At 47.2% G+C, this 24,899-nt stretch carries 21 protein-coding genes; 1 reads left to right on the top strand and 20 read right to left on the bottom strand.

Features of this window, described 5'->3' with window-relative positions; all coding sequences use genetic code 11:
- Position 1 precedes the first annotated feature (1 nt).
- The 18 genes from rsgA to AC1DSE_RS06515 form a co-directional block, all read right to left on the bottom strand.
- Positions 2-976 carry a ribosome small subunit-dependent GTPase A gene (gene rsgA / locus AC1DSE_RS06600; protein WP_477511465.1) on the bottom strand — a complete coding sequence of 325 codons (975 nt, stop codon included), beginning with the start codon at positions 974-976 and terminating at the stop codon, positions 2-4.
- Positions 927-3,032 (bottom strand): Stk1 family PASTA domain-containing Ser/Thr kinase, encoded by a 2,106-nt coding sequence (gene pknB, locus AC1DSE_RS06595; RefSeq protein ID WP_477527510.1) that lies wholly within the window; start codon positions 3,030-3,032, stop codon positions 927-929. The genes rsgA and pknB overlap by 50 nt, the downstream gene beginning before the upstream one ends.
- Before the next feature lie 5 nt (positions 3,033-3,037).
- Positions 3,038-3,799 (bottom strand): Stp1/IreP family PP2C-type Ser/Thr phosphatase, encoded by a 762-nt coding sequence (locus tag AC1DSE_RS06590; protein ID WP_076268271.1) that lies wholly within the window; start codon positions 3,797-3,799, stop codon positions 3,038-3,040.
- A gap of 7 nt (positions 3,800-3,806) precedes the next feature.
- Complete coding sequence (gene rlmN / locus AC1DSE_RS06585; protein ID WP_076268270.1) at positions 3,807-4,853, bottom strand: dual-specificity RNA methyltransferase RlmN; 1,047 nt, start codon at positions 4,851-4,853, stop codon at positions 3,807-3,809.
- 101 nt (positions 4,854-4,954) lie between these two features.
- Positions 4,955-6,469, bottom strand: a complete 1,515-nt coding sequence (rsmB, locus tag AC1DSE_RS06580; protein WP_477527509.1) for a 16S rRNA (cytosine(967)-C(5))-methyltransferase RsmB — start codon at positions 6,467-6,469, stop codon at positions 4,955-4,957.
- The gene (gene fmt, locus AC1DSE_RS06575; RefSeq protein ID WP_477527508.1) at positions 6,466-7,422 is read right to left on the bottom strand and encodes a methionyl-tRNA formyltransferase; all 957 of its coding nucleotides are present in this window, start codon (positions 7,420-7,422) and stop codon (positions 6,466-6,468) included. Before fmt ends, rsmB begins: the two co-directional genes overlap by 4 nt.
- Positions 7,423-7,426: 4 nt before the next feature.
- Complete coding sequence (gene def, locus AC1DSE_RS06570) at positions 7,427-7,912, bottom strand: peptide deformylase (RefSeq protein ID WP_218639590.1); 486 nt, start codon at positions 7,910-7,912, stop codon at positions 7,427-7,429.
- Between the two features lie 42 nt (positions 7,913-7,954).
- Positions 7,955-10,447, bottom strand: coding sequence for a primosomal protein N' (gene priA / locus AC1DSE_RS06565; RefSeq protein WP_477512343.1), 2,493 nt, complete (start codon positions 10,445-10,447; stop codon positions 7,955-7,957).
- Positions 10,447-11,658 (bottom strand): bifunctional phosphopantothenoylcysteine decarboxylase/phosphopantothenate--cysteine ligase CoaBC, encoded by a 1,212-nt coding sequence (gene coaBC / locus AC1DSE_RS06560; protein WP_477512361.1) that lies wholly within the window; start codon positions 11,656-11,658, stop codon positions 10,447-10,449. The genes priA and coaBC overlap by 1 nt, the downstream gene beginning before the upstream one ends.
- Positions 11,659-11,914: 256 nt before the next feature.
- The gene (locus AC1DSE_RS06555) at positions 11,915-12,439 is read right to left on the bottom strand and encodes a YfiT family bacillithiol transferase (protein ID WP_076268265.1); all 525 of its coding nucleotides are present in this window, start codon (positions 12,437-12,439) and stop codon (positions 11,915-11,917) included.
- 111 nt (positions 12,440-12,550) lie between these two features.
- Complete coding sequence (locus AC1DSE_RS06550) at positions 12,551-13,096, bottom strand: NUDIX domain-containing protein (RefSeq protein ID WP_477512344.1); 546 nt, start codon at positions 13,094-13,096, stop codon at positions 12,551-12,553.
- A 24-nt stretch (positions 13,097-13,120) separates the two neighbouring features.
- On the bottom strand, positions 13,121-13,381 hold the full coding sequence (locus AC1DSE_RS06545; RefSeq protein WP_477512345.1) for a hypothetical protein: 261 nt from the start codon (positions 13,379-13,381) through the stop codon (positions 13,121-13,123).
- 267 nt (positions 13,382-13,648) lie between these two features.
- Entirely contained in the window at positions 13,649-13,858 is a 210-nt protein-coding gene (gene rpoZ, locus AC1DSE_RS06540; RefSeq protein WP_053375625.1) for a DNA-directed RNA polymerase subunit omega, read from the bottom strand.
- 16 nt (positions 13,859-13,874) lie between these two features.
- Positions 13,875-14,492: a guanylate kinase gene (gene gmk, locus AC1DSE_RS06535; protein WP_441886903.1), complete on the bottom strand. Its 618-nt coding sequence runs from the start codon at positions 14,490-14,492 to the stop codon at positions 13,875-13,877.
- Between the two features lie 13 nt (positions 14,493-14,505).
- Positions 14,506-14,766 (bottom strand): extracellular matrix/biofilm regulator RemA, encoded by a 261-nt coding sequence (gene remA, locus AC1DSE_RS06530; protein WP_005548256.1) that lies wholly within the window; start codon positions 14,764-14,766, stop codon positions 14,506-14,508.
- 326 nt (positions 14,767-15,092) lie between these two features.
- The gene (locus AC1DSE_RS06525) at positions 15,093-16,982 is read right to left on the bottom strand and encodes a bifunctional homocysteine S-methyltransferase/methylenetetrahydrofolate reductase (RefSeq protein WP_441886910.1); all 1,890 of its coding nucleotides are present in this window, start codon (positions 16,980-16,982) and stop codon (positions 15,093-15,095) included.
- Between the two features lie 30 nt (positions 16,983-17,012).
- The gene (dapF, locus tag AC1DSE_RS06520) at positions 17,013-17,843 is read right to left on the bottom strand and encodes a diaminopimelate epimerase (protein WP_477527507.1); all 831 of its coding nucleotides are present in this window, start codon (positions 17,841-17,843) and stop codon (positions 17,013-17,015) included.
- 121 nt (positions 17,844-17,964) lie between these two features.
- Positions 17,965-20,748, bottom strand: coding sequence for a calcium-translocating P-type ATPase, SERCA-type (locus tag AC1DSE_RS06515; protein WP_477527506.1), 2,784 nt, complete (start codon positions 20,746-20,748; stop codon positions 17,965-17,967).
- Positions 20,749-20,926: 178 nt separating this feature from the next.
- On the opposite strand from AC1DSE_RS06515, the gene AC1DSE_RS06510 reads away from it, so the two are divergent.
- Entirely contained in the window at positions 20,927-22,690 is a 1,764-nt protein-coding gene (locus AC1DSE_RS06510; RefSeq protein WP_477527505.1) for an Rqc2 family fibronectin-binding protein, read from the top strand.
- A 157-nt stretch (positions 22,691-22,847) separates the two neighbouring features.
- Here the strand turns inward: AC1DSE_RS06510 and AC1DSE_RS06505 are convergent, their stop codons facing one another.
- Both AC1DSE_RS06505 and AC1DSE_RS06500 read right to left on the bottom strand, forming a co-directional pair.
- On the bottom strand, positions 22,848-23,951 hold the full coding sequence (locus AC1DSE_RS06505) for a glycoside hydrolase family 18 protein (protein ID WP_477512362.1): 1,104 nt from the start codon (positions 23,949-23,951) through the stop codon (positions 22,848-22,850).
- 118 nt (positions 23,952-24,069) lie between these two features.
- Positions 24,070-24,899, bottom strand: an 830-nt coding sequence (locus tag AC1DSE_RS06500; protein ID WP_477527504.1) for an acyltransferase, incomplete at its 5' end; no start/stop codon positions are given.

Here is a 24,899-nt window from a genome sequence, read left to right as displayed (position 1 = left end):
GTTAGTACCTCCGTTTTTTCTCTCTCATCTCCGTCATAAACAGCAAGTAGTGGTCATGCCTGCTTTTTTCTATTTTCCCGCTCTCAACCGCAGCAAGCACGGCGCAGCCTGGTTCACTTACATGCGTGCAGCCACGGAATTTACAATCGGGAGACAGCTCGCGCATTTCTACAAAACAATAACCTAAATCTTCGATTCCCAGCTCCTGAAAGTCCAGCTGGCTGAAACCTGGTGTATCAGCGACTAAGCCGCCTCCAATTTCAATAAGCTCCACATGCCTCGTTGTATGCTTGCCTCGTCCAAGACGATTGCTGATTTCATTTGTCTCCAGCTTAAGACCAGGAACGATCGCATTAAGCAGTGATGACTTGCCTACGCCTGATTGTCCGGCAAATACGGCCATATGCCCTTTCAGCTTTTCTTGAAATGGAGCAATGCCTTCTCCCAAACGAGAGCTTGTCCCGAACACTTCATATCCAAGTGCTCTGTATATACGATTAACGGAGGCAGCCGCAGCTTGCGCCTCCTCCGTTTCCAAACCGTCTTTCTCTAAGTCCTGCTTGCTTAAGCATAATACTGCTGGTATGCCTGCATGCTCGATATGCACAAGGAACTTATCCAGCAATTGCAAATTAAGAGCAGGCTCTGTAACCGAAAACACAAGAATCGCAAGATCGATATTCGCAACTGGCGGTCGAATAAGCACTGATGTACGAGGCAGCAGCTGCTCGACGGTTCCTTCACCGTTCTCTGTCAAGCTATACATCACTGCATCGCCTACAAGCGGCGTTAAGCCCTTATTCTTAAAGACGCCTCTAGCGCGGCATTGGACTGTTGCCGAGTCCGACGCCGCATTCTCCGCTCTTACGTAGTAATAGCCACTGAGCGCTTTTACTATCGTGCCTTTGAGATGACCCTCTTTGCTATTATGGCTGTTGCTGCTCTTGCTGCTGCTCTTCTTCAATTGGCTCATCATTGTTTTGGGTAACCTCCGTTTGTGTCGGCGCTTCTGTTTCCTTCACTTCATTACCCGGAATAGTCAAATTGGATGAATTCGTGCCATTGACTATTTCTTTGTACGTAATTGTTTTGATATCAATAAACTGATTGTCTCGGAATACCGTTACTCTGGCTTCCGTATCCGGTGAGACAAGAACGGTAACTACGAAGGTTTCCATACCTGTAATTTTACGTTTCTCTGATACAATATTTTCACCGCGTGCATCGGAGTATTCAATTCGAACTTCACTTGCTTTGCCTGCCTCCGCCGGTGAAATCATAATGTTAAACTTATGCTCTTTCGCATCGGCTGGCGGCCCTGAGCTTACAGTAATTGTAACTTTTTCCCCTTTGGTTACTTTATCATTAGGTTGGAATGGATCTTGGCTAATGACATGATCCTTCTCGTGCAAATAACTCGGAGCATACAAAATATCAGCTTTGTCTAGTGTAAGCTCGTATGCTTTGATCAAATCCTTGGCTACATCAAGCGGCTTGTTAATTAAGTTAGGCATTGCAACGGTCTCTCGGCCTTTGCTGACCACGAATTTAAATTCAACCGATTCAGGGTTGTAGGCTTCACCCGGTTTTGGCGACTGCTGAATGATCGTATCTGGAGCTTCCTCACTGAAAACAGGATCTTCAATTACGATTTGATCCTCTGTTATCCCAAGTGCAATAAGCTCATCAATAGCGGTCTGCAGCGCTTTCCCAACATAATTATCAATTTCTTCCAGCTCAGGACCGTCACTCACCGTTAATTGAATAAGGGAGCCTTCCTTCACTCGCATATTCATCTTTGACTGACTTATAACCTGATCCTTCGGAATTTCCTTGTTATGCTCGCGAATGATAGGATCTTCTACCTTGAGCCCAGCGGCCTCAATCATTTGACGTGCTTCAATTTCGGTTTTGGTTACGACATATGGCACGCTTACTTCCGCAACGTCAAGCACCCCAAGAAGCTTAATGAAGCCAAATATAATAATCGCCAGTATGAGCAGTGTAACACCTACGACAGTAAGCGGTTTTTTCCAGCTCTTGGACTTTGGCAGCTGCTCAACTTCTTTTTGCTGCTCATCATTTTTCGATATGACGGGCCGTGCAATCTCTTGTGTTTCTGTTGGCCGTATATCACCACGGATAGCAGGCATAACACGCGTCTCATCCAAATCATTAACATGTGCGAACGTGATTTTGGGTTCCTTTAATCGTTCTGGACGAAGGCAGGTATCCAAATCAAGAAGCATTTCATGCGCTGAGTTATAACGTTCACTCGGATTTTTGCGCATCGCTTTGAGAATGACATTCTCAACGCTCTGCGGAATATGCGGATTAACGATTCGCGGCTCCTCGAAATTTTCTTGCAAATGCTTCAAAGCTACGCTAATTGGGCTCTCGCCAAGGAACGGCAGCTTAGCTGTCAGCATTTGATAGAGTACAATGCCGAGCGAATATAAGTCGGACTTTTCTCCGGTATTAATTCCTTTGGCATGCTCAGGGGAAAAATAGTGAACCGATCCGATAACCGAGCCTGTCTGTGTAATCGTGGATGAAGTAACCGCCCTTGCGATACCAAAATCCGTAACCTTTACACGTCCATTTTTGCCGATTAATATATTATGCGGCTTAATATCACGATGAATAATGTGATTTTGATGCGCGTGATCAAGCGCATCTGCAATTTGCATARCAATGCGCACCGCTTCATCTGGCTGCAACGGCGCTCGTTCTTGTATAATTTCATTCAAATTATGGCCTTCAATATATTCCATAACGATATAATGTGTATCTTCTTCTTGTCCTACATCATAAATGCTGACGACATTCGGATGAGATAGCGCAGCTGCTGACTGTGCTTCACGACGGAATCGGCGAATAAATTCTTCATCATGCACAAATTGCTGCCGCAGCACCTTCACTGCGACTTTTCTATTAAGCAGCACATCATGCGCTTTATACACAAGCGCCATCCCGCCGCCGCCTATGCGAGTCAATATTTCATAACGTCCGCCTAAATCCTGTCCAATCATCCTTGTCACCCCTCTCGATTCGTGCCAGCTGCTTCTTGGAGAAGTACGACAGTTATATTGTCGTCCCCGCCTGCTTGCAGCGCAAGCGAAATGAGATGATCAGCTTTTGCATCCAGCTCAAGTTGATCCGTCGTGACCGTTTGCAGCATTTCCTGATCGCTCACCATATTTGATAATCCATCGCTGCACAGCAGCAGCACATCCTGTGCGGACCACTCTACCGCTTGAACATCGATTTCAACTTGAGAATCCGTACCAACTGCACGAGTCAGTACGTTGCGCCTTGGGTGGTGAGCAGCCTCCTCTGCGCTAAGCTGGCCAGACTTGACCAATTCATTCACAAGTGTATGATCATTCGTTAATTGTGTAATGACGCCCTCGGTAATCTTGTAAGCGCGACTGTCTCCCACATGGCCTATAATAGCGTTGTCCTGTTTCACTAAAGCGGCCACGATCGTAGTACCCATATTCCGATACTGCTCGTTCTGGGAAGCAAGCTCAAAGACAGCGTCGTTCGCCTGCGAAATCGCTTGTCTTATGAGCATTTTTCCTTCTTGCAGAGACAAGTCCTCTTTAGCGGCGCTTTTCTCCAGCATGCTTCGGAAAGCGTCAACTGCCCTCTGGCTTGCAACGTCTCCAGCCTGATGGCCGCCCATGCCATCAGCTACGATGGCAAGCGTTACTCCATTATTCAGTTGACTTACCCATGATTGGTCTTCATTGACATGACGAACCCGTCCAATATCACTGCGGTTTGCCGTTAACAATCAATCATCACCTCGCCTGAGACTCCATATGTTTTGCTCTTAATTGGCCGCATGCAGCTGCAATGTCATGCCCTTGTTCCCTGCGGATCGTTACACTCACTTTATTTTTCTCAAGTACACGCTGGAATTCAAAGATGTCCTCGCGCGGAGTCCGAACATAATTGCGTTCAGGAACATGGTTTACAGGAATCAAGTTAACATGGCACAACATTCCTTGCAGCACGTCTGCCAGCTCCTGCGCATGCTCAGCTTGATCATTAACACCGCCGATCAAGGCGTATTCAAATGTTATTCTCCGGCCAGTCTTCGCAATATAGTTATGGCAAGCTGCCATTACATCAGCAAAAGGAAAACGACGGTTAACCGGCATTAGCTTTGAGCGAAGCGCATCATTTGGTGCATGGATCGATAGTGCCAAGTTGATTTGTGTATTCTCCTCGGCAAACTTGTACATGCTCGGCACGATGCCGCTAGTCGAAACCGTAATGTGACGCTGACCGATGTTTAGGCCTTTCTCGTGGATCATAATACGCAAGAAAGCCATCGTTGCATCATAGTTCTCGAACGGCTCCCCAGAACCCATAATAACGATGCTGGATACACGTTCTCCGGTAGCATCAAGCATCATCTGCGCTGTAACAACCTGCGCTACGATCTCGCCTGCAGTCAAGTTGCGTTTCAAGCCGCCAAGCGTCGAAGCACAAAACGTACAGCCGATTCGGCAGCCGACCTGTGTCGTTACACAAATACTGTTGCCGTAGTTATGGCGCATAATAACAGTCTCAATCGCGTGGGCATCATGAAGTCCGAATAGAAACTTCACGGTTCCGTCCTTCGATTCAAACTTTGTAATCTCGTTAAGCGTAATAATTTGGAAGTTCTCCTCCAGCTTATCGCGAAGGGCTTTCGATAGGTTGGACATATCTTCAAAGCTCTTTACCCGCTTCACATATAACCAATCAAACAGCTGTCCGCCGCGAAATGCCGGCTCACCATTATCTGTCATCCATTGTTGAAGCTGTTCGAGCGTGTAGTCATATATGCATGGTTTCATTTCATCACACCTGTACCTTTATAGTAGGACGGCTCATAGAAGCTGAACACCGCCATCGATTTATTTTACCACAAACGCCCATGTTCAGCCATAAGCAGCGATTATGGACGCTTTACCATCCTTGCTATGAAAAATCCGTCACTGTCAAAATGCTGTGGAAGCAGCTGAGCTTGACCATTAAAATGCTCATCGATGGCTCCAGCTTTCATCAACTGATCAACGATAGCCTCTGGCCAATTGCGATCCAATTCAAATTCAGGATGCTCCTGCAGAAACCGAGCTACTTGCTGCTCATTTTCTTCCTTCTCTATCGTACATGTGCTATAAACAAGCACACCGCCAGGGCGCACTAAATCACATACAGAATGCAATAAACGCTGTTGAATGGCAGCGATATCCGATACGTCACCTGCGGTTTTGGTCCATTTGATTTCCGGTTTGCGTCTAATAACGCCGAATCCAGAGCATGGTGCGTCAAGCAACACGGCATCCATCGATTGCGGCTTGAAGCGCTCGCCTAATTTTAGAGCATCTTCGGTAATCGCTTCAACATTGCGCAGCTTCAAGCGCTCGGTTTGCGTCACAATTAAATCACGTTTATGTGCATGCAAATCATTCGCCCACACCTTGCCTTTGCCACCCATCAGTTCTGCCAAATGCGCGCTCTTTCCACCTGGTGCCGCGCAGCAATCCAGCACTTGCATGCCGGCTTTTGGCGCTACAATTTCAGCTACCAGCATGGAGCTTTCATCCTGTACCGACCAAACACCCTCGCGGAATCCGTCCGTATCAGCCAGATTGCCTCCGCGATTAATCGTAATACCTGCAGGAGCAATGACAGAAGGCTCAGCTTCATATCCTGCTGCTTTTAGAAGCTCGATCGCTTCTTYACGATTGCCCCTTAGTGTATTAGCGCGAACGCTTGTATGCGGATGCTCATTGCCCGCAGCGCAGATAGCTTCTGCCCGCTCATAACCGTATGCCGTAGCCCAGCGGCTTACTAGCCATTCTGGATAGGAATGCCGCAGCGCAATTTGCATAATTGGATCTTTATGTTTAATTTCAGCTGGCTGCAGCTCAGCTCGTCCGCGATCGATGCTGCGGAGCACGCCGTTAACCATACCTGAAATACCGGAATGTCCGCGTTTCTTTGCAATCGTAACCGCTTCATTCACAGCAGCATGTGCCGGAATGCGATCTAAGTACAATAGCTGATAAGCACTCATTCGAAGCAGCTGATGTACCCAAGGCTCAAGCTTATTCAGCCCTTTGGATACAAAGCGGCTAAGCCAGTAATCAAGCGTCACTTGTCGCTGAATCGTGCCGTAAACAAGCTCGGTAACAAGCCCGGCGTCCGCTCTCTGCAAACCTGCATCCTGCAATGTGCGATTAAGCTGCAAATTGCTGTATGCACCGGTTTGTGCGACCTTTACTAATGTATCCATTGCCAGCTCACGCGGAGATTTCACCTTGCGCGGCCCCGGCTGCTGTTGTCCATTTTGAGCAGACTGCCCGCCGGCAGCAGGTCGTTTATGACCTGCTTTCGCTCCGGATTTTCCTTTTGCTCGGTTGCTGCTATTGCGATTTGGACTTGGTTTTTGTGTACTTTCCGTCATGCTGCTCCACCATCTCCTAATCGTGTGCCCGCTTCTAAGCGAGCACCCTTAAGCCAATCTGCTGCGGTCATCGTTCTTTTTCCAGCGGGCTGAATTTCTTTCAGCACTAGTACGCCTTCACCCGTTTGAACATGAATGCCGCTGCTGTCTGCTGCAACTACGGTTCCTGGCTCAGCAGCAGCTTTAGCTGCTGTGGCTGCAGAAGGAACTCCGCAATTCCACACTTTGAATACTTCTCCGTTTAAGTACGTAAAGGCGCCGGCCATTGGCGACAATCCTCGCACCTGATTAAAGATGGCACGCGCAGGTCTTGTCCAATCAATTCGTTCATCATCGCGGGTCAAATTCGGTGCATAGGTTGCTTGCTCATGCTGCTGCGGCTCGGCTTTTACTTCTCCAGCAACGATTGCAGGAAGCGTCTTGCCAAGCAGTTCAGCACCTGCGATGCTCAGCTTCTCAAACATCGTGCCCGATGTATCCTCATCGGTAATTGGAAGCTCCACGACGCTAATCATATCGCCGGTGTCCAGTCCTTCTGCCATATACATAATCGTCACGCCAGTTGAACTCTCGCCATTAATGATCGAACGCTGTATAGGTGCGCCGCCGCGATATTTCGGCAGCAGCGAGCCATGCACGTTGATGCATCCAAGTCGAGGGATTTCCAGCAGCGCCTTCGGCAATATTTGGCCGTAGGCTGCCGTTACGATAAGATCCGGCTGCATCTCAGCAACCATTGCAACCGCCTCCGCACTGCGCATGCGCTCAGGCTGGAGCACTGGCAGTCCAAGCGACAACRCCGCTTCCTTTACAGGCGGCGGCGTCAGCGTTTTTTTGCGGCCCTTCGGCCGATCAGGCTGTGTTACAACAGCGACAACATTATATTGCTGCTCAAGGAGCAGCTTCAAAGAGGGAACGGCAAATTCTGGCGTCCCCATAAATACGATACGCATGAAGCTATTCGCCGCCTTTTCTAGCTCTTTCCGAAATGTCGTAGATGCTCTCCGCCAAATCGGTAAACAAAATGCCGTTCAAATGATCAACTTCATGCTGGAACGCGCGCGCGAAGTAACCAGATGCTTGAACAGTAAACGTCTGTCCGCTGCTGTCTTGTCCGGTTACCACAATGCGATCAGCACGCAGCACGTCGCCATTAAGATTCGGAATGCTAAGGCAGCCCTCAGGACCAAGCTGCTCTCCTTCTTGCTCTACGATGACGGGATTAACCATCTCGACCAAACCATTCTCATCGCCTACATCTACTACAATAACACGCTTCGAAATGCCGATTTGAGGCGCAGCAAGACCTACTCCCTCTGCATCGTACATCGTTTCAGCCATATCTTTTAACAGCTTTTGCAAGTTTGCATTAAATTTCGTTACTTCCTTCGCCACTTCCCGCAATACTGGATCTGGCTCTTTTACAATTATACGGATACTCATAGTATTCCCTTCCTTTACGTTCATTAAAATAGTAATAGCTATTTATAATATAACTTGTGGATCTACGTCAATACTGAATTGCACCTGGCGCTGCGGCGGACCATCCGTAAACGGGACGAGTGCCTTGCGAACAAGGGCCGAAGCATCGATACTCCCACGATATTTTATCACACATTGAAAACGGTAGCGATCTTTCATTCTTGAAATCGGCGATGCTACTGGCCCAAGCACCTCCAGCGCTCGACCAAAACCGCTGCTTAGCGAAATAAGGACGCCTTCATTTTCCGCTAATTCTCGCAGATCAGAAGCAAACCGTTCACTAATGGAAGATAGCAGCGGCAGCTGCTCATGAGACATCGTAACGAGAATCAGTCTGCAATAAGGCGGATAGCCCATTGCACTGCGATGACGCAGCTCTTCACTTACAAAAGCGGTGTAATCATGCTGCTGAGCGGTCACTACTGCATAATGCTCGGGAGCATAGGTTTGAATGACGACTTCACCTGGCAAATGATGCCTGCCTGCACGTCCCGCAACCTGTGTAAGCAATTGAAACGTTCGTTCTGCTGCGCGAAAATCAGGCAAATTTAGCGATGTATCGGCAGCAATTACGCCAACTAGAGTAACAAAAGGAAAATCAAGACCTTTCGCTACCATTTGCGTACCGAGCAGTACATCCGCTTTACGCTCGCCAAACTGCTTCAGAAGCTTTTCATGCGAATTCTTTTCTGTAGTTGTATCCACATCCATGCGAATAACACGAATGCCCGGGAACAGCTTCGAGAGCTCTTCCTCAACCCGCTGCGTTCCAGTTCCAAAATAACGAATATGCTCGCTTTGACAAGAAGGACATGTGGTTGGGGCCTGCTCGGCATGCCCGCAATAGTGGCAGCGCAGCGCCCGTGATTTCTGATGATAGGTCAATGAAATATCGCAGTGGGGACAAGCTGCAGTATAGCCGCAAGACCTACACATCACAAATGTTGAGTAACCGCGTCTATTTAGAAGCAGCACCGATTGCTCTCCGCGCTCGAGCCTATCAGCAAGCGAGCTGTGCAGCAAGCGGCTGAACATCGAGCGGTTGCCTTCCTTCAGCTCCTCGCGCATGTCGATAACGGCAACCGGCGGAAGCGGTCTGTCGCCTACACGGCTAGGCATTGGCAGCAATGCCGGCTCGCGGCCTTCGTCCCGGGCAGACAGCGGCCGGCTAGCCGCTGCAAAGGATTCCAGCGATGGCGTTGCCGAACCAAGAACGACTGCCGCTCCATGCTGCTTCGCTCTTCTGACCGCCACATCACGAGCGTGATACTTCGGACTTTCCTCCTGTTTATAGGAGGATTCATGTTCTTCATCAATTATAATAAGCCCAATTCGTTCAAATGGTGCAAAAATAGCGGAGCGTGCGCCAATGGCTACCTGAACTTGGCGGCTGCGAATTTTTCGCCACTCATCGTATCGCTCGCCATTCGAAAGCCGGCTATGCAGCACAGCAACTGCGTCGCCAAACCGTCCTTTAAAACGCTCAACCATTTGGGGCGTCAGCGAAATTTCAGGAACGAGTACAATGGCCTGCTTCTCCTGCTCCAAGCAAAATTGAATAGACTGCAAATAAACTTCCGTTTTCCCGCTTCCCGTTACACCATGCAGCAGCATCGTCTGAGGCTCGCCTGCATCAACTGCTCTAACGATACGGTCATAAACATCTTTCTGGCCTTCTGTCAGCTCTAGTGGAGTCGTTCGTTCAAATTCTCTACCCGCATAAGGATCGCGCTGCTGCTCTACCTCTCTAAGCTCAAGCAGCCCTTTCTCTGCGAGTGAACGAACACTTGCCGCAGAGCCCCCTGCCAAAGTGAGCAGCTGCTGCAGCGCCAGTGGTCCGCCATGCTCCAGCATAAAGGCAAGCACTTCACGCTGCTTAGCCGCACGAGAAGGCAAGGCTTCCATCTGTACGCGTACAGCCTCCACATTATCTGGCACATATACGGTCAGCACCTTGCGTACAGCAAGTCGATCGCGAATTGAAGTTTGTTCGACCAGCACACCTTCGCGAAGAGCAGCCTTGACGGCCTTTGCATGCTCAGGAAAACGCTCCAGCAGCACTTCAAGTTTAACAAGCTGTCCGCTGCTGCCTAGCCACTCCAGCATAGCTGGCGGCAGATCCACCATTGCTGCTTCTTCGTCTTGAATGCCAACCAGCCGTTCAGCCTTTCCCTTCAAGGCTGCCGGAATCATAGCCTGAAGCGCTGTCGTCCATGAGCAACAATATTTATCGCTCATCCATTTCGCAAGTTCAATAAGATCCGGCAATAAAGGTGGAACATGATCGAGCAGCTCTGAAATCGATTTTAATCGATTTATAGCAACATCGGTCGTCTCCGACAGTTCCGTGACAAACCCTTGCAAGACGCGGCCGCCAAAAGGAACGCCAACGCGGCTGCCGACCTCAATCCAATCTTCAAAGGCTGCAGGCACTTCATAGTCAAACGGCCGATCCGTCTGGCGGCTCGGCACGTCAACAATTACTTTAGCAATCATTAGCCGTTCCCTCCAGGAGACACTAGCCGCCCTGCAATCAACTCCAGCAAGCGATTCGCAACCTCACGCTTAGACAATAGCGGCATCTTCTCCACGAGTCCTTCTGCGCCATACACCTGCACAATATTGGTATCTCCGTTAAAGCCCGCTCCGTCCTTGCTTACATCATTAGCAACGATGAGGTCGCAATGCTTGCGGCGCAGCTTGTCCATCGCATAATGCTCGATCTGCTCCGTTTCTGCCGCAAAACCAACAAGAAACTGCTTCTGCTTGTGCTGTCCCAATGTCTCCAAAATATCCGTTGTACGCTCTAGCTCGAGTACGAGCTTCTCGCCTTTTTTCTTCATCTTCTGATCGCTTACATGTACCGCTCGATAATCGGCTACCGCTGCCGACTTCACGACAATATCCATGTCGTCATAGATGCTCGTTACAGCTTCAAGCATTTGCTGCGCGGACTCCACACGAATGACCTTCACACCTGCAGGAGGCTCTGCTGATGTACGGCCCGCAACTAAAGTTACATCAGCGCCCATCATCAGCCCCGCCTCAGCAATTGCAAAGCCCATCTTGCCTGACGAGTCATTGGTCAAATATCTTACCGGGTCCAGTCGCTCAATCGTTCCACCTGCAGTAACAAGCAATTTTTTCCCTTTTAGCTTACCGTTTTTGCTAAACCACGAGTCGATTGCAGCTACGATATCTTCCGGTTCGGCAAGGCGTCCTTTGGCAACATAGCCGCATGCGAGCTGCCCGGTGCCAGGCTCAACAAACATCACGCCGCGCGACGCCAGCAGCTCCAAATTATGGACAACGGCTGGATGCTCATACATATGTACATTCATCGCTGGCGCTATGAGTACCGGACAAGTAGCAGCAAGCAGCGTTGTGCTAAGCATATCATCAGCGTGACCTCCGGCTAGCTTTGCTATTGCATTAGCAGTAGCCGGAGCAATGACGACTAAATCCGCATGATCAGCCAAATGAATATGAGAAACTACCGCAGGATCTCTCTCATCAAACGTATCGATATATACGGGATTGCGAGATAACGTTTGCAGCGTGAGCGGCGTTATAAATTTTGTTGCCGATTCAGTCATGATGACGTTCACATTAACGCCCGCCTGCACCAGCTTGCTGCAAAGCGCTGCGCCTTTATAGGCTGCAATTCCGCCTGTGATGCCGAGTATAATTGTTTTTCCTTTTAGCATGGTGTATCTCCCGTCAAGCGCAAACAGCAAAACCCATCCTTTGGCGGCAATAGTCCGTTTCATGATGAAATATAAACTGCTTTCACAATATGTTAACATCAAATTTTATATTTCAAATGCAAACGGCAGAAGCCGCCCAATGGCAGATAAGCTCGTTACGCGATAAAATGATAAGCCGCATAATAAGTATCTAGCTTATCATGTTATAGTATTTGAAATGTGTAACTTTATTTGTCATTGATAATTACGAATTGTACTACCAATCCTTGCGTTCCCTTAAGCTTGTAATTTGGGCAACATGATGTTTGCCATGCCAAGCTACAAATCCAAGAAAATAAGCTAATCCAATTTGACTGCCCTTCTCTGGATGATAGAACATTTTTTCGAAATCTGAAGCATTCATTGAACGAAGCAGCAATACCCATCGTGCATAAATACCCTCTACAATCGCTAAGCTGATATCTGTCGATGCTTGCAGGCTGTCAGCGGTTTCTGCCCAGCGTTCCCCGTTAAAAGGCTTAATCGTCGGATTGGACTCCGTCAGGGCAAGCTTGAATCGTGTGAAACTATTCATCGATGCATCTGCCAAATGATGAACTACTTGGCGCAAGCTCCATCCGCCGCTTCGATAAGACGTATTCAACATGTCTTCATCCAAATCTGCCAAAGCTGCTCTTAGCTGTCCTGGGAGCTTCTCAATCTCTACAATCCATTGTTCACGCTGCTTAACCGTCATTCCCTCGAACGAGTACCTGCCAATTGGATAACGTAATTTGTCCATTCCGTTCCCTCCTGTTCATTCGTCCTGCACCTGCAAACACTGCTTCTATCATATCATATGCGGCAGAAAATTCTAAGTAATCCATTCACATTTCAAGCTGTAATTTATGTTTTATTTCCCTTGATTAAGCGCTGCTTTTCTTAACTGATGAGCAAGCTTGTACAGCTCGGCAATATCATATCTGCCTATTTGCTCGAACCTACCTACTGCCTCGCCAATATCCACGACATCAACGGCAATGACTTGCTCGCCGTCTGGCGGATTAAGCGGTGCCTCCACCAGATTAACCTCGCCATAGCCGACTAGCCGCACAAAATGTGGGTGCGGAATATGCGGCCTATATGGCTCATCAGCAAACGAGCGGCATTGAAAGCAGCCAAACAACGTATAAGAAACCAATTCTGCACCAAGTTCTTCTTTCACTTCACGAACAAGTGCGTCCATATGGTGCTCGTTAGGCTCTAAAGTCCCTCCGGCAAGTTCCCATCTTTCGTCATCTAGCTTCATGACTACATATTGATCGCCAACCGTAGGTATGATGCTAATATTGCTAACAGATTCTTCCGCCACTTCGTAATCAAGAGAGAAACAATTTTCAACCAAACCCCATACTATACCTTTAGATAATGTTGGAAAAGATTGCAGGCTTATGTTCATTTTGATGTTCGTCCTTATCGACTATTATTGGTTATTCATCATTTTCAGAAATTCAAAGATTCCAACTGACATGCCAATCCCTACAAGCACAATAAGAAAGCCAATAACAAAGTTCATCCATCCTGAGCGTTTGTGTCTTGGCTTAGCAACGATCCGCTTGACCTGTTCATCGAGCTTGTCTAATGACTCTTTTATTTCGCGGAGTTCCTGTTCATCTGCCATCATTCTCGCACTCACAGCCTCTCTTTGAAACGTTATGACCTGCTCAAACTCGCTTATCAACAATATGTTTGTTCTCTTTGATTTCTTTCCTCAGCATTTGGATCTCTGTATTAAGCATTTCCACTTGCTTTGTCAATTTAGACGAGTTTATCGAATCTCGGATAATAAATGACAATAGAAACAAGAAAACAACCATAATTATAATCGTAAAAAAGATGGGATCCACAGGATTGCTCCTTTCAAAAATTGTGCGCATTAAAAAAGAAAAAGGAGTGTAATACTGTCTCCAGTATACACTCCGCTGTTCTGTTTACTATAATAAAACAGATCTTAATCCTCTTTTGTTGCTAGGTTTTCCACTTGGAGAATGTCACCGTAAATTTCTTCTAGTGCCACACCAACATACTTGCGAGAGCGCGGGTTTTTAAGCTCCGACTTGTCTCCGTTGCGAAGCATGCGTGCGCGTCTTGAAGCTGCTACGACAAGCGTGTATTTACTGTCAACTTTTTTCACCATTTCATCAATGGACGGATATAACATCGTTCATTCTCCTCACTCATGCTTTCTCAATTGCGGCAACCATTCCCGAAACGTAAGGTAAATATCTTTCTCTGCGGCAATGCTCTGCAATCATGATGCTGCGAATACGATCGCATGCAGCATCTATCTCATCATTCAATACCGCATAGTCGTAGTGACCGAGCAAATTCATTTCTTCAACGGCCACAGACATGCGATTATTGATCGTATCCAATGTTTCAGTACCACGTCCGGTAATTCGCTGCTTCAGCTCATCCAAAGACGGCGGCAACAGAAATACGAAAATACCTTCGGGAAACTTTTGTTTCACCTTAAGCGCTCCCTGTACCTCGATCTCCAAAATAACGTCCTTGCCGCTCTCTAAAGTTCGTTCAACGAAATCACGCGGTGTACCGTAGTAATTACCAACATATTCAGCATGCTCCAAAAGTGCGTCACGCGCAATCATATCTTGGAACTGCTCTCTGCTTTTGAAAAAATAATTCACGCCATCTACTTCACCCTGACGCGGTAGCCTGGTCGTTGCCGACACAGAATAAACCAGCTCAGGAACCTTGTTGCGAAGAACCGAACAAACCGTTCCTTTGCCAACCCCTGAAGGGCCGGACAATACAATTAACAATCCCTTATCCATATTACTCCCCGTACTATTCGTCGTTATCGTCGTCCTTAGTGGATAATCGGTGCGCAACTGTTTCTGGCTGAACCGCCGATAAAATCACATGATCACTATCCGTAATAATTACAGCCCGTGTGCGACGACCATATGTAGCATCGATCAGCATATGTCGGTCACGCGCTTCTTGAATGATTCTTTTAATCGGAGCCGATTCAGGGCTTACGATTGATATAATGCGATTTGCAGATACAATATTACCAAATCCGATATTAATAAGTTTAATAGCCAAGCCTCGTTCCTCCTCCGCCTACGGTCTTCCCTTGTGCATCTGTCTACAAATGTTCAAATACCTTTTATATTTTATAAATGTGAATACGACAAGTTCGCGTTCTTGCCAAATACCGACAGAACTACTGCACTATTGTTGACGAAAAAAGTGTCGGACATACTTCCGTTACAGGCTTTAGAAGCCATTATAAACGATTTTAGGCAGCCTGTCCTTACCACGCTGAACATGTGCGGCATCTGTATCCATGATTCATTTTAATTGATTTTTCACGAACGAACAAGCGAAAATGCGAAAACAAGCAAAAAAAGGCTGTTTTCGCATCTATTTTATCGATTTAGTTGTGTACGCTCAGTCTTCTCCCAAACGTATTTGGTAAGCTGAACACCCATATCATAGAACATAAACGGTGTGATTAAATATATGCCATTAAAATGCGGCAAAGCAACGTCGAGCAGCTCCTTTGCAATTTGCACGCCTTCCGCTCGGCCCGCTTCCCCTTCAAGACCCGCCATGCGCTGGCGAACCTCATCAGATAGCTGGATACCAGGCACCTCGTTATGCAAATATTCGGCATTCCGTCCGCTGGCCAGCGGCATAATTCCGATAAATACAGGTACTGACAAATGCTTCGTTGATTCTGCGATTCGCTCAATTAAGCTTGGGTCATAGACAGGCTGCGTCATAATGTAATCTGCACCCGAAGTAATTTTACGTTCAAGCCGTTGGACCGCTTTGTCTAAATGCTTCACATTAGGATTAAATGCGGCGCCTACAACAAACTTCGCTTTTTGCTTAAGCGGCTTGCCTGAGAAGGCTGTTCCATCATTCAACTGCTTAATCATACGAATCATCTCGAAGGAAGTAAGGTCATAAACCGAGCTCGAATCCGGCAAATCGCCAAATCGGGCAGGATCTCCAGTTACAGCAAGCACATGATCGATATCGAGTGCATCAAGACCCATCATATGTGACTGCGTACCAATCAAGTTACGATCTCGGCAAGCGATATGCACGAGTGGACGAATGCCTACTTTCTCCTGGACAAGCGCTGCGAGTGCAATGTTGCTCATTCGCGTAACAGCCAGAGAGTTGTCAGCCATCGTAACCGCATCCGCCTTTGCTTCCTTCAAAGCAGCAGCACCAGCCATAAATTTACGAATATCCAAATCACGCGGCGGGTCAAGCTCAACAATGACGGTGTGGCGCTTCTGAACCAAATCTACAATGTTAGGCTCCTGCACCGTTTGTTTCAGTGGCGCAGCATCTACTGTATCAGCTGATTTCTCAACTGGCTTTACAACAATTCTCTCTGCTGCAGCCGAATGAACAGCTGCTTGTCCGAGCTGTGGAACGTAACCATCTAGCGCCTCGGCAATTGCCTTAATGTGCTCAGGAGTCGTACCGCAGCAGCCGCCAATCAAGCGAGCGCCGCGATCTGCAAAGCGCAAGGCTGTCTCTGCAAAATATTCAGGTCCTGCGGGATACGTATATTTGCCATCAATATAGTCGGGTATACCTGCGTTCGGATATACCGATAATGGTAAGCCAACTGGCCCCGTTATCGAGTCGATCGCTCTCATAATCCCATTCGGGCCGCTGCGGCAATTAAATCCAACCATATCAGCGCCCTCTTCTTGCAGTAAATCGAAGGCTCCCTTCATGCCATTCCCATCCTGCGTGCGGCCAACATCCTCGACTGCAAACTGGCAAATAACAGGAACATTCGACGCTGCTCTAGCAATCTTAAGGGCAAGCAGCATTTCATCAAGATCATAGAAGGTTTCCAGCAAAAGACCATCCACGCCCTCATCAAGCAGCGCATGCATTTGCCGCTGATAGGCTTCAATTACTTTAGCTGTTCGTAAATTTTTCAGCTTGCCGTCTCGAATGGAGCCAACAGCGCCTACAACATAAGCATCATTGCCGATCGCTGCACGAGCTGCGCGTACACCAGCACGGTTAATTGCATCCATTTCGTCTTCTAAGCCATATTTCGAGAGCTTCTCAAGATTGGCTGAGAACGTGTTTGTCTCAATTACGCGTGCGCCAGCTTCATAGTAGCGACGGTGAATATTTTCAATTACATCGGGACGGTTCGTATTGATTTCCTCATAAGAAACGCCGACAGGGAACCCCATCTGATATAGATAGGTTCCCATCGCGCCGTCCCCGGTCAAGATACGCTGCTGGAGCGCTTCCCTCAAATCCGGTTTCATTATATTCATACCACCCATCTTACTTTGCTCTTAAAACTCGCCGCAGAATGATACTGCAGCCGGTCCAGACATATATACATGATTATCGGATTCATTCCACTCAATCAATAGGTCGCCGCCTTTGAGTGAAACCGTTGCTGTCCGATCTGTTGCGCCAGTGAGTACAGAAGCAACTACCGTTGCGCAAGCGCCTGTACCGCAAGCTAGCGTTGGTCCTGCACCGCGCTCCCAGACGCGCATATCGGTATGCGTACGGGATTTCACCGTAACGAACTCAACATTTATTTTACGTGGAAATAACGGATGTGTCTCAAGTTTGGGACCCCAAGTGCCTAGATCAAAATTTACAGCATCATCAACATAGATGACACAGTGAGGGTTGCCCATCGATACAGCGGTAAAACGGAATTCACGACCGTCCACCTTTATCGGATGTTCAACGACTTGCTCCGCATCGATCGTTGTTGGTACACGAAGGCCATTTAGAATCGGCTCTCCCATATCTACACGAACAGATGACACTTTGCCATCTTGAACGGTAAGCTGCACTTTTTGAGCGCYTGCGCCAAGTGTTTCGATTGTAATCTCTTCTTTATCGGTTAAGCCATTATCATACACATATTTAGCGACGCAGCGAATGGCGTTGCCGCATTGCTCAGCTTCTGAACCATCAGAATTAATAATGCGCATACGGAAATCCGCGATTTCTGAAGGCAAAATATAAACGAGACCATCTGCCCCGATTCCAAAAAACCGGTTGCAAAGCTGTATAGCTAATTCCGCAACATTTTCTGGAAGCTGCTGCTCGCCTGCAATCACCACAAAGTCATTTCCCAAACCGTTCATTTTTGTAAAATTCATCTGAATGCCCTCTCCTTGCTACATCTCTAGGTATGATAAAACTATGATTAATTGCTAATAGCATACCGCAAAGCAAGGAGAAAGGCTATTCATAATTTGTATCAAGATTTGTATTTTTTCGTTATCTTGCCGCGGTTTGAGGGCCTAACGGCCATTTCGTTTTACCTTTATTTTTCTTGGAAGTGCCGAATACACTGCCAATTCCCATTAAGAAAGTAGGAATTCCCGCAGCTACAAAGACGAGACACCATTCACGGAAGTTAAGTGGAACGGTTTTGAAGATAGGCTGCAATGCATCGATATAAAGCACTCCGATCATCAACACTAGCGATGACAATACGGCAAGCACCAAATATTTATTTTGGAACGGATTACGGTGAAAAATGGAACGCGAGCTTCGGCAGTCAAATACATGGATGAGCTGTGCCATAACGAGAGTAGCGAAAGCTACCGTTTGCGCCTTCATTAGGTGCGCAGCATTGTTTGGACCGTCTTGAAGCGTAATCCAGAAAGCGCCAAGCGTACATACACCTATCAGAATGCCTCGGCTTATAATTTTCCAGCCCAGCCTGCGGGAGAAGATGCTCTCCTTTGCCGAACGAGGCTTTTGCTGCATTAAATCCTTTTCTGCCTGATCTACGCCAAGCGCCATTGCCGGCAATCCGTCCGTGACCAGATTGACCCACAAAATTTGAATCGGAACGAGCGGAAGCGGCAATCCTGCCATCATCGCAAGAAACATGACGAGTATCTCACCAACGTTTGATGCTAATAAATAACGGATAAATTTTCGGATATTTTCATATATGCCTCTTCCTTCTTCTATAGCAGCTACAATTGTCGAGAAGTTGTCATCACTCAGAACGAGCGCGGACGCTTCCTTCGATACATCCGTTCCGGTAATGCCCATCGAAATTCCGATATCCGCTGCTTTGATCGCTGGAGCATCGTTTACGCCGTCGCCTGTCATCGCAACGACATGTCCTTGGCGCTGAAGCGCTTTGACGATACGCAGTTTATGCTCTGGCGATACACGCGCGTATACATAAATATTGTCTACGAGCCGGTCGAGCTGTTCATCGGACATCGCCTCCAGCTGCTTGCCGCTCATTGCGATGCCTCCGCGCGGCATAATGCCTAGTTGACCTGCAATTGCTTCTGCTGTCAGCTGATGATCGCCGGTAATCATAACGGTCTTAATTCCCGCACGCCTGCAGTTCGTAATCGCTTCTTTCACCTCGCGGCGAGGCGGATCGATCATCCCAGTCAAGCCTACGAATACAAGCTGACTCTCTACGTCTTCTTCGGTCTCACAAGCGTCGGATGCGCGCAAATCCCGGTATGCAAGTCCCAATACACGAAGCGCGGACTGCGCCATAACCTCGCCTGCTTCAGCGCATTTGCGCTTCAGCGTTGCAGTAAACGGAACGACCTTCCCTTCCCAAAGAACATAGGAGCAATGATCCATCAGTAAATCAGGGGCGCCCTTGGTGCAAATAAGCCGCCCGCCTTGGTGCGATACAACAACTGACATCCGTTTGCGCTCCGAGTCAAATGGAAATTCCTTCTCCCGTTTATATAGCGGCTCCAATGATTTGGAAGAGGAGCCCAGCTTTGCTGAAAGCACAGCAAGCGCACCTTCAGTTGGATCTCCCTTAAGTATCCACTCTTCATGCTGCTCCTTGTTTCTGCGCTTGCCCGTATCTACAGCTTCTACCTTCGACAGCTGTGCGTTATTGCACAAGGCACTGACTTGAAGGAGACGTTTAATTGATAAATCATGCTTAATGTCAAGCGCATTGCCAGCTTCATAAATTGCACCATTTGGGACGTAGCCCTCTCCGCTCACTTCAAGCTGTCTGCCGCCAATCCAGACATGGGTAACCGTCATTTTGTTTTGTGTCAGCGTCCCTGTTTTGTCCGAGCATATAACGGATGCGCAGCCTAATGTTTCAACCGAAGGCAGCTTGCGAACGATTGCCTTCCGTTTAATCATCCGCTGTACGCCAAGAGCTAAAGCGATGGTCACAATTGCTGGCAGCCCCTCTGGAATAGCTGCTACCGCCAAGCTAACACCTGCAAGGAACATGCCATACGCTGGCTGGCCGTGCAAAATACCCGCAATAACTACCATAATCGTCAAGCCGATCGCCACAACGATTAATATTTTGCCTAACTGCTCTAAACGATGCTGCAGCGGCGTTTCCATCGATTCAGTCTGTTGAATAAGTCCTGCTATTTTGCCCATTTCCGTATCCATGCCTGTACGAATGACGACTGCTCGAGCAGTTCCCCTTGTGAGCATCGTGCCCATGAAGCCCATGTTGCGCTGATCACCCAAAGGCAAGTCTTCCTCTGCAATCGCTGCAGCGTGCTTACCAACGGGGACAGACTCCCCCGTCAAAGCGGACTCTTCCACATAGCAGCTATTGGCTTCAAGCAGCCGCACATCAGCCGGAATGCGGTCTCCGCTTTCCAAATAAATAAGATCGCCTGCCACAAGCTCCTTCGCTGGAACGGTCAGTAGCTCGCCTCCGCGTATAACCTTGGCTGTCGGGGCGGATAATTCCTTAAGCGCCCGCAATGAGCGCTCGGCTCGAAATTCCTGCACGAATCCAAGTACGGCGTTGAGAGCAATGATCGCAACAATCGTAATTGCATCTAAATATTCGCCCAGCAAGCCAGAAATCAACGTTGCACCCATTAAAACGAGTACCATAAAATCCTTAAATTGATTAAGGAACAACAAAATCGGCGAGACGCGCTTGCCCTCAGACAATTCGTTTTTTCCATTTTCTTCTAGACGTTGCGCCGCTGCCGACGTAGTCAGTCCTTGATCTGGGGAGCTGACTAATGCGTCAATCAGCTCAATTGTCCCCATTTGATGCCATTTCATTTGTTCCATGGTTTAACTCCCTCCTGTAATATGCCGAGCCAAGCAGCTAAGTTGTCGGCCCTTCGGACAGCCTTTATAGGGTAAATGTATTCGGACAGMCCTTAAAATATCCCATAAAAGACTTAAGTTTTTGGTTCAACTATGGCATGATAGAGAAAGACTTACAAAGGAAGCGAGGAACAACAACATGGCATTAGACGGCATCGTCACCCATGCAATTACGCAAGACCTACAGCGCTGTGTCGGAGCGCGTATACATAAGATTCACCAGCCTACCAATCATGAGCTTGTTTTCAGCATTCGCGGAGCCGGCACGCAGGGCAAATTGCTCTTGTCCGCCAACCCGACCTACCCAAGGGTGCACTGGACAACCGGTACGTACGTCAACCCTATGGAAGCGCCTATGTTTTGCATGCTGCTTCGGAAGCATTGCGAAGGCGGACTGATTGAATCCGTTCGTCAAGTTGGTCGGGAGCGTATCATTCATATTGAGGTTAAACATCGGGACGAGCTCGGCGATTTATCGAATAAAACGATTGTTGTGGAAATTATGGGGCGTCATAGCAACATTATTTTGATGGACCCTTCAACCGGCCTCATTCACGATGGCATCCACCATGTAACGCCAGCCATAAGCAGTCACCGCATCGTATTGCCCGGCAGCACCTATACCTCTCCGCCTGAGCAAGGCAAACTAGATCCGCTTTCGATTGTGAACGAGCAGCAGTTTTTGGACGCTTTAAGCGATACGGATGAAGCCGCTCCTCTTTACAAAAGATTAGTCGACAAGCTAAGCGGCTTTAGCCCTTTGCTCGCCAAAGAGCTGGTTCATCGAGCAGGTGCAGATGTGCTTCCAGAGGCTGAACAAGGTTCTGAGGAAAGCGTAGTGGCGGTTTGGAAGAGCTTCTCAACCTTTATGGAACAAGTAAAGCAAGACATTTATAAACCTACAATTAAAACCAACGCAGATACCGGCAAGTCCTTTTTCTCTGTCACTGAGCTTACGCATATCGATGGAGAAGAAACGGTATTTCCAGACATTAGTGCCTGCCTTGAAGGTTTCTACGGCAATAAGGCTGAACGCGATACCGTTAAGCAGCGCGCTGCTGACCTCATCCGATTCGTTCAAAATGAAAAAGCCAAAAACGTTACAAAAATTAAAAAGCTTGAGGACACGCTCGTTGAAGCGAAGGATGCTGAAAAATATCGGGTGCTTGGCGAGCTCCTTACTGCCTATATGCATCAGATGAAGCGCGGCGACACAACGATTGAGCTCGTCAACTTCTATGATGAGGAGCAAGCTGTAATAAAGATTGATCTTGATCCGCATCTTACTCCTTCTGACAACGCTCAGCGTTATTTCCGGCGTTACACGAAGCACAAAAACAGTCTATCCATCGTGGCCGAGCAAATGGAGCTCGCTCGTACAGAAATTCAATATTTTGAAACCTTGCTTCAGCAGGTCGATAACGCCTCTCTTGGCGATATAAGCGAAATTCGTGACGAGCTCGTGGAACAAGGCTATATGAAGGAACGTGGACKCCGCGGTCCAAAGAAGAAAAAAACGCTTAAACCAACCTTGCTTTGTTATACCTCTTCCGAGGGGGTAACGATGTATGTCGGCAAAAACAATACACAAAACGAATATTTGACGAACCGTCTTGCTTCACCTTCTGACACATGGCTGCACACAAAGGATATTCCTGGTTCTCATGTCGTTATAAAAGGCGGAGACTTTGGCAATGCAACACTTGAAGAAGCCGCTATGCTCTCTGCACATTATAGCCAGGCTCGCGACTCCAGCTCGATTCCAGTAGACTACACAACGATACGTCATGTACGTAAGCCTAGCGGTGCTAAGCCGGGGTTTGTTATCTATGACAATCAGAAAACATTGTTTATTACACCGGACGAGCGACGTATCAAATCGCTGGCATGTCAGCTGAAATAGACAGCTTTAGCGGTACTGCAACATACTCCGTTGCTGCCTGCATTTTCTTGATTTGCAGCATTTGGAAATTATGATCAAACAAAAGGGAACTTCTATGGATAAGAAGTTCCCTTTTGTTATATTCGTTTAAAGCTTCCTGCCTCGCTTATTCTTCTATTTAATCCTCTGTGCCTAGCTCCTTGTTCAAGTTATCCGACAAATATTGAATGATTCCATTCTCTGCATCCTGTGCATATTCCCATACCATCGCACCTGCTAGATCTTTTTGCTTGATGTATTTGACCTTTTCTCGCAAAGCTTCCTTGTCTTCATAACTAATGAAGGTACTGCCGTTAAAGAGGTAAGCTGCTTTTGCTTGATCGTCAAAATAACGCTTAAATCCATTTTTGTCCAAATAGTTATCCTCAACATTTCGATAATGAATATTTACTTTCTCGATATCGATTGGCTTACCCTTGGCAAAAAAACCATCTTCATCACTGTCCACATCTGTCCAGCCATATGAATAAGCTGGGATGCCAAGCAGCAGCTTCTTGCCATCAACTCCGTGATCTAGAAAAGCTCGCACGATCTGATCCACGCTTTGAGTCGCTTTATTCCCTTTATCTTTGTAAAGATTAGCATTAAATCCTGTCGTTTCGGACCATCTGCCAGTCAGATCGTAGCTCATGACATTGATGAAGTCGACATACTTTTCTACGGCCTTCACTTCTACATTTTTAAAATACCAATCTTGTGTACCTGCTGCAAAAGTAAGAATATACTTTTTGTTTCCTTTATGCGGCAGCAGGTTTAACTGCTCTCTTAGCTCTCGCATTAAGCTTGTGAAGTTTTTTGTATCCTTTGGACTCGCCTTTACGGTTCCCCATGCGTCAAAGGCCGGAAACTCCCAGTCAATATCGACACCATCGAGATCGAGCTCCTTGACCAAATCAATAATATTTTTCGTAAATACATATCGATTGCCGTCGAGTGAAGCGTCTGAGAAGCCATCTACGCCGTAACCCCCAACGGCAAGAACAAATTTTGTCTTCGGATTATTGGCTTTGAGCTGCATAATGTTTTGTTTGATCTGCTTGTTCCCTTCTTCTTTTTCATGAAAGAACAAGCCAGTACCGGAAATTTTGGCGAAGGCAACAAAGGCGATATCTACGCCCTGCTCCGATAATCTTACATCCTTCGGGTCGCGCCAGGCTTCGATATATACCGTTGACAACTTCCGATCCTCTGCGTTTACGCTTTGGTAGAAGTAAATGCCCATACCAACAAGAAGCACAGCCACAAGCGCTTTGGTCAAAAAATTTACTTTTAGCGCTTTCGTTCCTTTTCGCGCAGTTATCGTTTTTTTCCCTTTTACCGTCTTCTTCACATTCACCCCGCTACCCCCTTCCACCAAATAAAATATGCGTTACCCACCGATTCAAATTAAACACTTTGACAACGATATAACTAATCGAGAAAATCGCAACGATATTAAACAGAAGGCTTAATGTCGTCTCAAGGAATGTTGCATCGATAGCCACATCCCTTGAAACCATCGTATCCACCAAGAGATGGATTAAATAAATGCTGAAGCTTGCCGTAGAGACGGAGCCTATTACTTTTTTAACCTTATAATTTGTTTTCCGGCTAATCATCGTATCTTTTTCCTTAAAAAATAAAAACACGCCGACCGCCATTAAGAAGCTTGTAATGGAATAGTTGCCATAAAACATCTCGTCCAGCACCCCGCCGTATGAGGACACTACATAAGTCAATATTGGAGTTAGGAAAAAGGACAAGATGCCAAGATTAAACAATGTGTGCTTAATAACGGGACGGAGCTCGACATTAAAGAGATAGTAGCCAAGCACAAAATAACCTAAATTGCCCATAAAAAATGGAATATTCATACTAGGTACATAAAGGTGCTGATCGGTTAGGCGTAAGAAGATGTCGGATACTAACCGGTACAAGATACTGACGATAAACCATAAGATTAGAAAATATCTTAGATCCTTCTCACTGCATGAGCGTACGAGCTTGCCAATTAGCGGAACGGTCATATAAATGGCAATAATAGCGTACAAAAACCACAAATGAACGTAGTTTCCGTCTGTTACTAATTTCTTGCCAAAATCGAGTATGAACTCGTACGCGCTCATTTGGCTTTTGAGTATGTAATACTCCTTGTAATAGCCATAAATTAATGACCATGTAAGCAAAGGAA

The organism is Paenibacillus sp. 01L418 (assembly GCF_056400045.1).
This window is presented reverse-complemented; position numbering and strand designations above follow the sequence as displayed.

What these genes read in the sequence shown, in the direction of transcription:
- AC1DSE_RS06550 (WP_477512344.1), bottom strand. Translation starts at nt 13,096, where the DNA reads ATGAACATAAGCCTGCAATCTTTTCCAACATTATCTAAAGGTATAGTA.
- coaBC (WP_477512361.1), bottom strand. Translation starts at nt 11,658, where the DNA reads ATGCTAAAAGGAAAAACAATTATACTCGGCATCACAGGCGGAATTGCA.
- AC1DSE_RS06525 (WP_441886910.1), bottom strand. Translation starts at nt 16,982, where the DNA reads ATGAAACCGGATTTGAGGGAAGCGCTCCAGCAGCGTATCTTGACCGGG.
- AC1DSE_RS06505 (WP_477512362.1), bottom strand. Translation starts at nt 23,951, where the DNA reads ATGGGCATTTACTTCTACCAAAGCGTAAACGCAGAGGATCGGAAGTTG.
- priA (WP_477512343.1), bottom strand. Translation starts at nt 10,447, where the DNA reads ATGATTGCTAAAGTAATTGTTGACGTGCCGAGCCGCCAGACGGATCGG.
- rpoZ (WP_053375625.1), bottom strand. Translation starts at nt 13,858, where the DNA reads ATGTTATATCCGTCCATTGATGAAATGGTGAAAAAAGTTGACAGTAAA.
- rlmN (WP_076268270.1), bottom strand. Translation starts at nt 4,853, where the DNA reads ATGAAACCATGCATATATGACTACACGCTCGAACAGCTTCAACAATGG.
- AC1DSE_RS06555 (WP_076268265.1), bottom strand. Translation starts at nt 12,439, where the DNA reads ATGGACAAATTACGTTATCCAATTGGCAGGTACTCGTTCGAGGGAATG.
- gmk (WP_441886903.1), bottom strand. Translation starts at nt 14,492, where the DNA reads ATGGATAAGGGATTGTTAATTGTATTGTCCGGCCCTTCAGGGGTTGGC.
- def (WP_218639590.1), bottom strand. Translation starts at nt 7,912, where the DNA reads ATGAGTATCCGTATAATTGTAAAAGAGCCAGATCCAGTATTGCGGGAA.
- rsgA (WP_477511465.1), bottom strand. Translation starts at nt 976, where the DNA reads ATGATGAGCCAATTGAAGAAGAGCAGCAGCAAGAGCAGCAACAGCCAT.
- AC1DSE_RS06515 (WP_477527506.1), bottom strand. Translation starts at nt 20,748, where the DNA reads ATGGAACAAATGAAATGGCATCAAATGGGGACAATTGAGCTGATTGAC.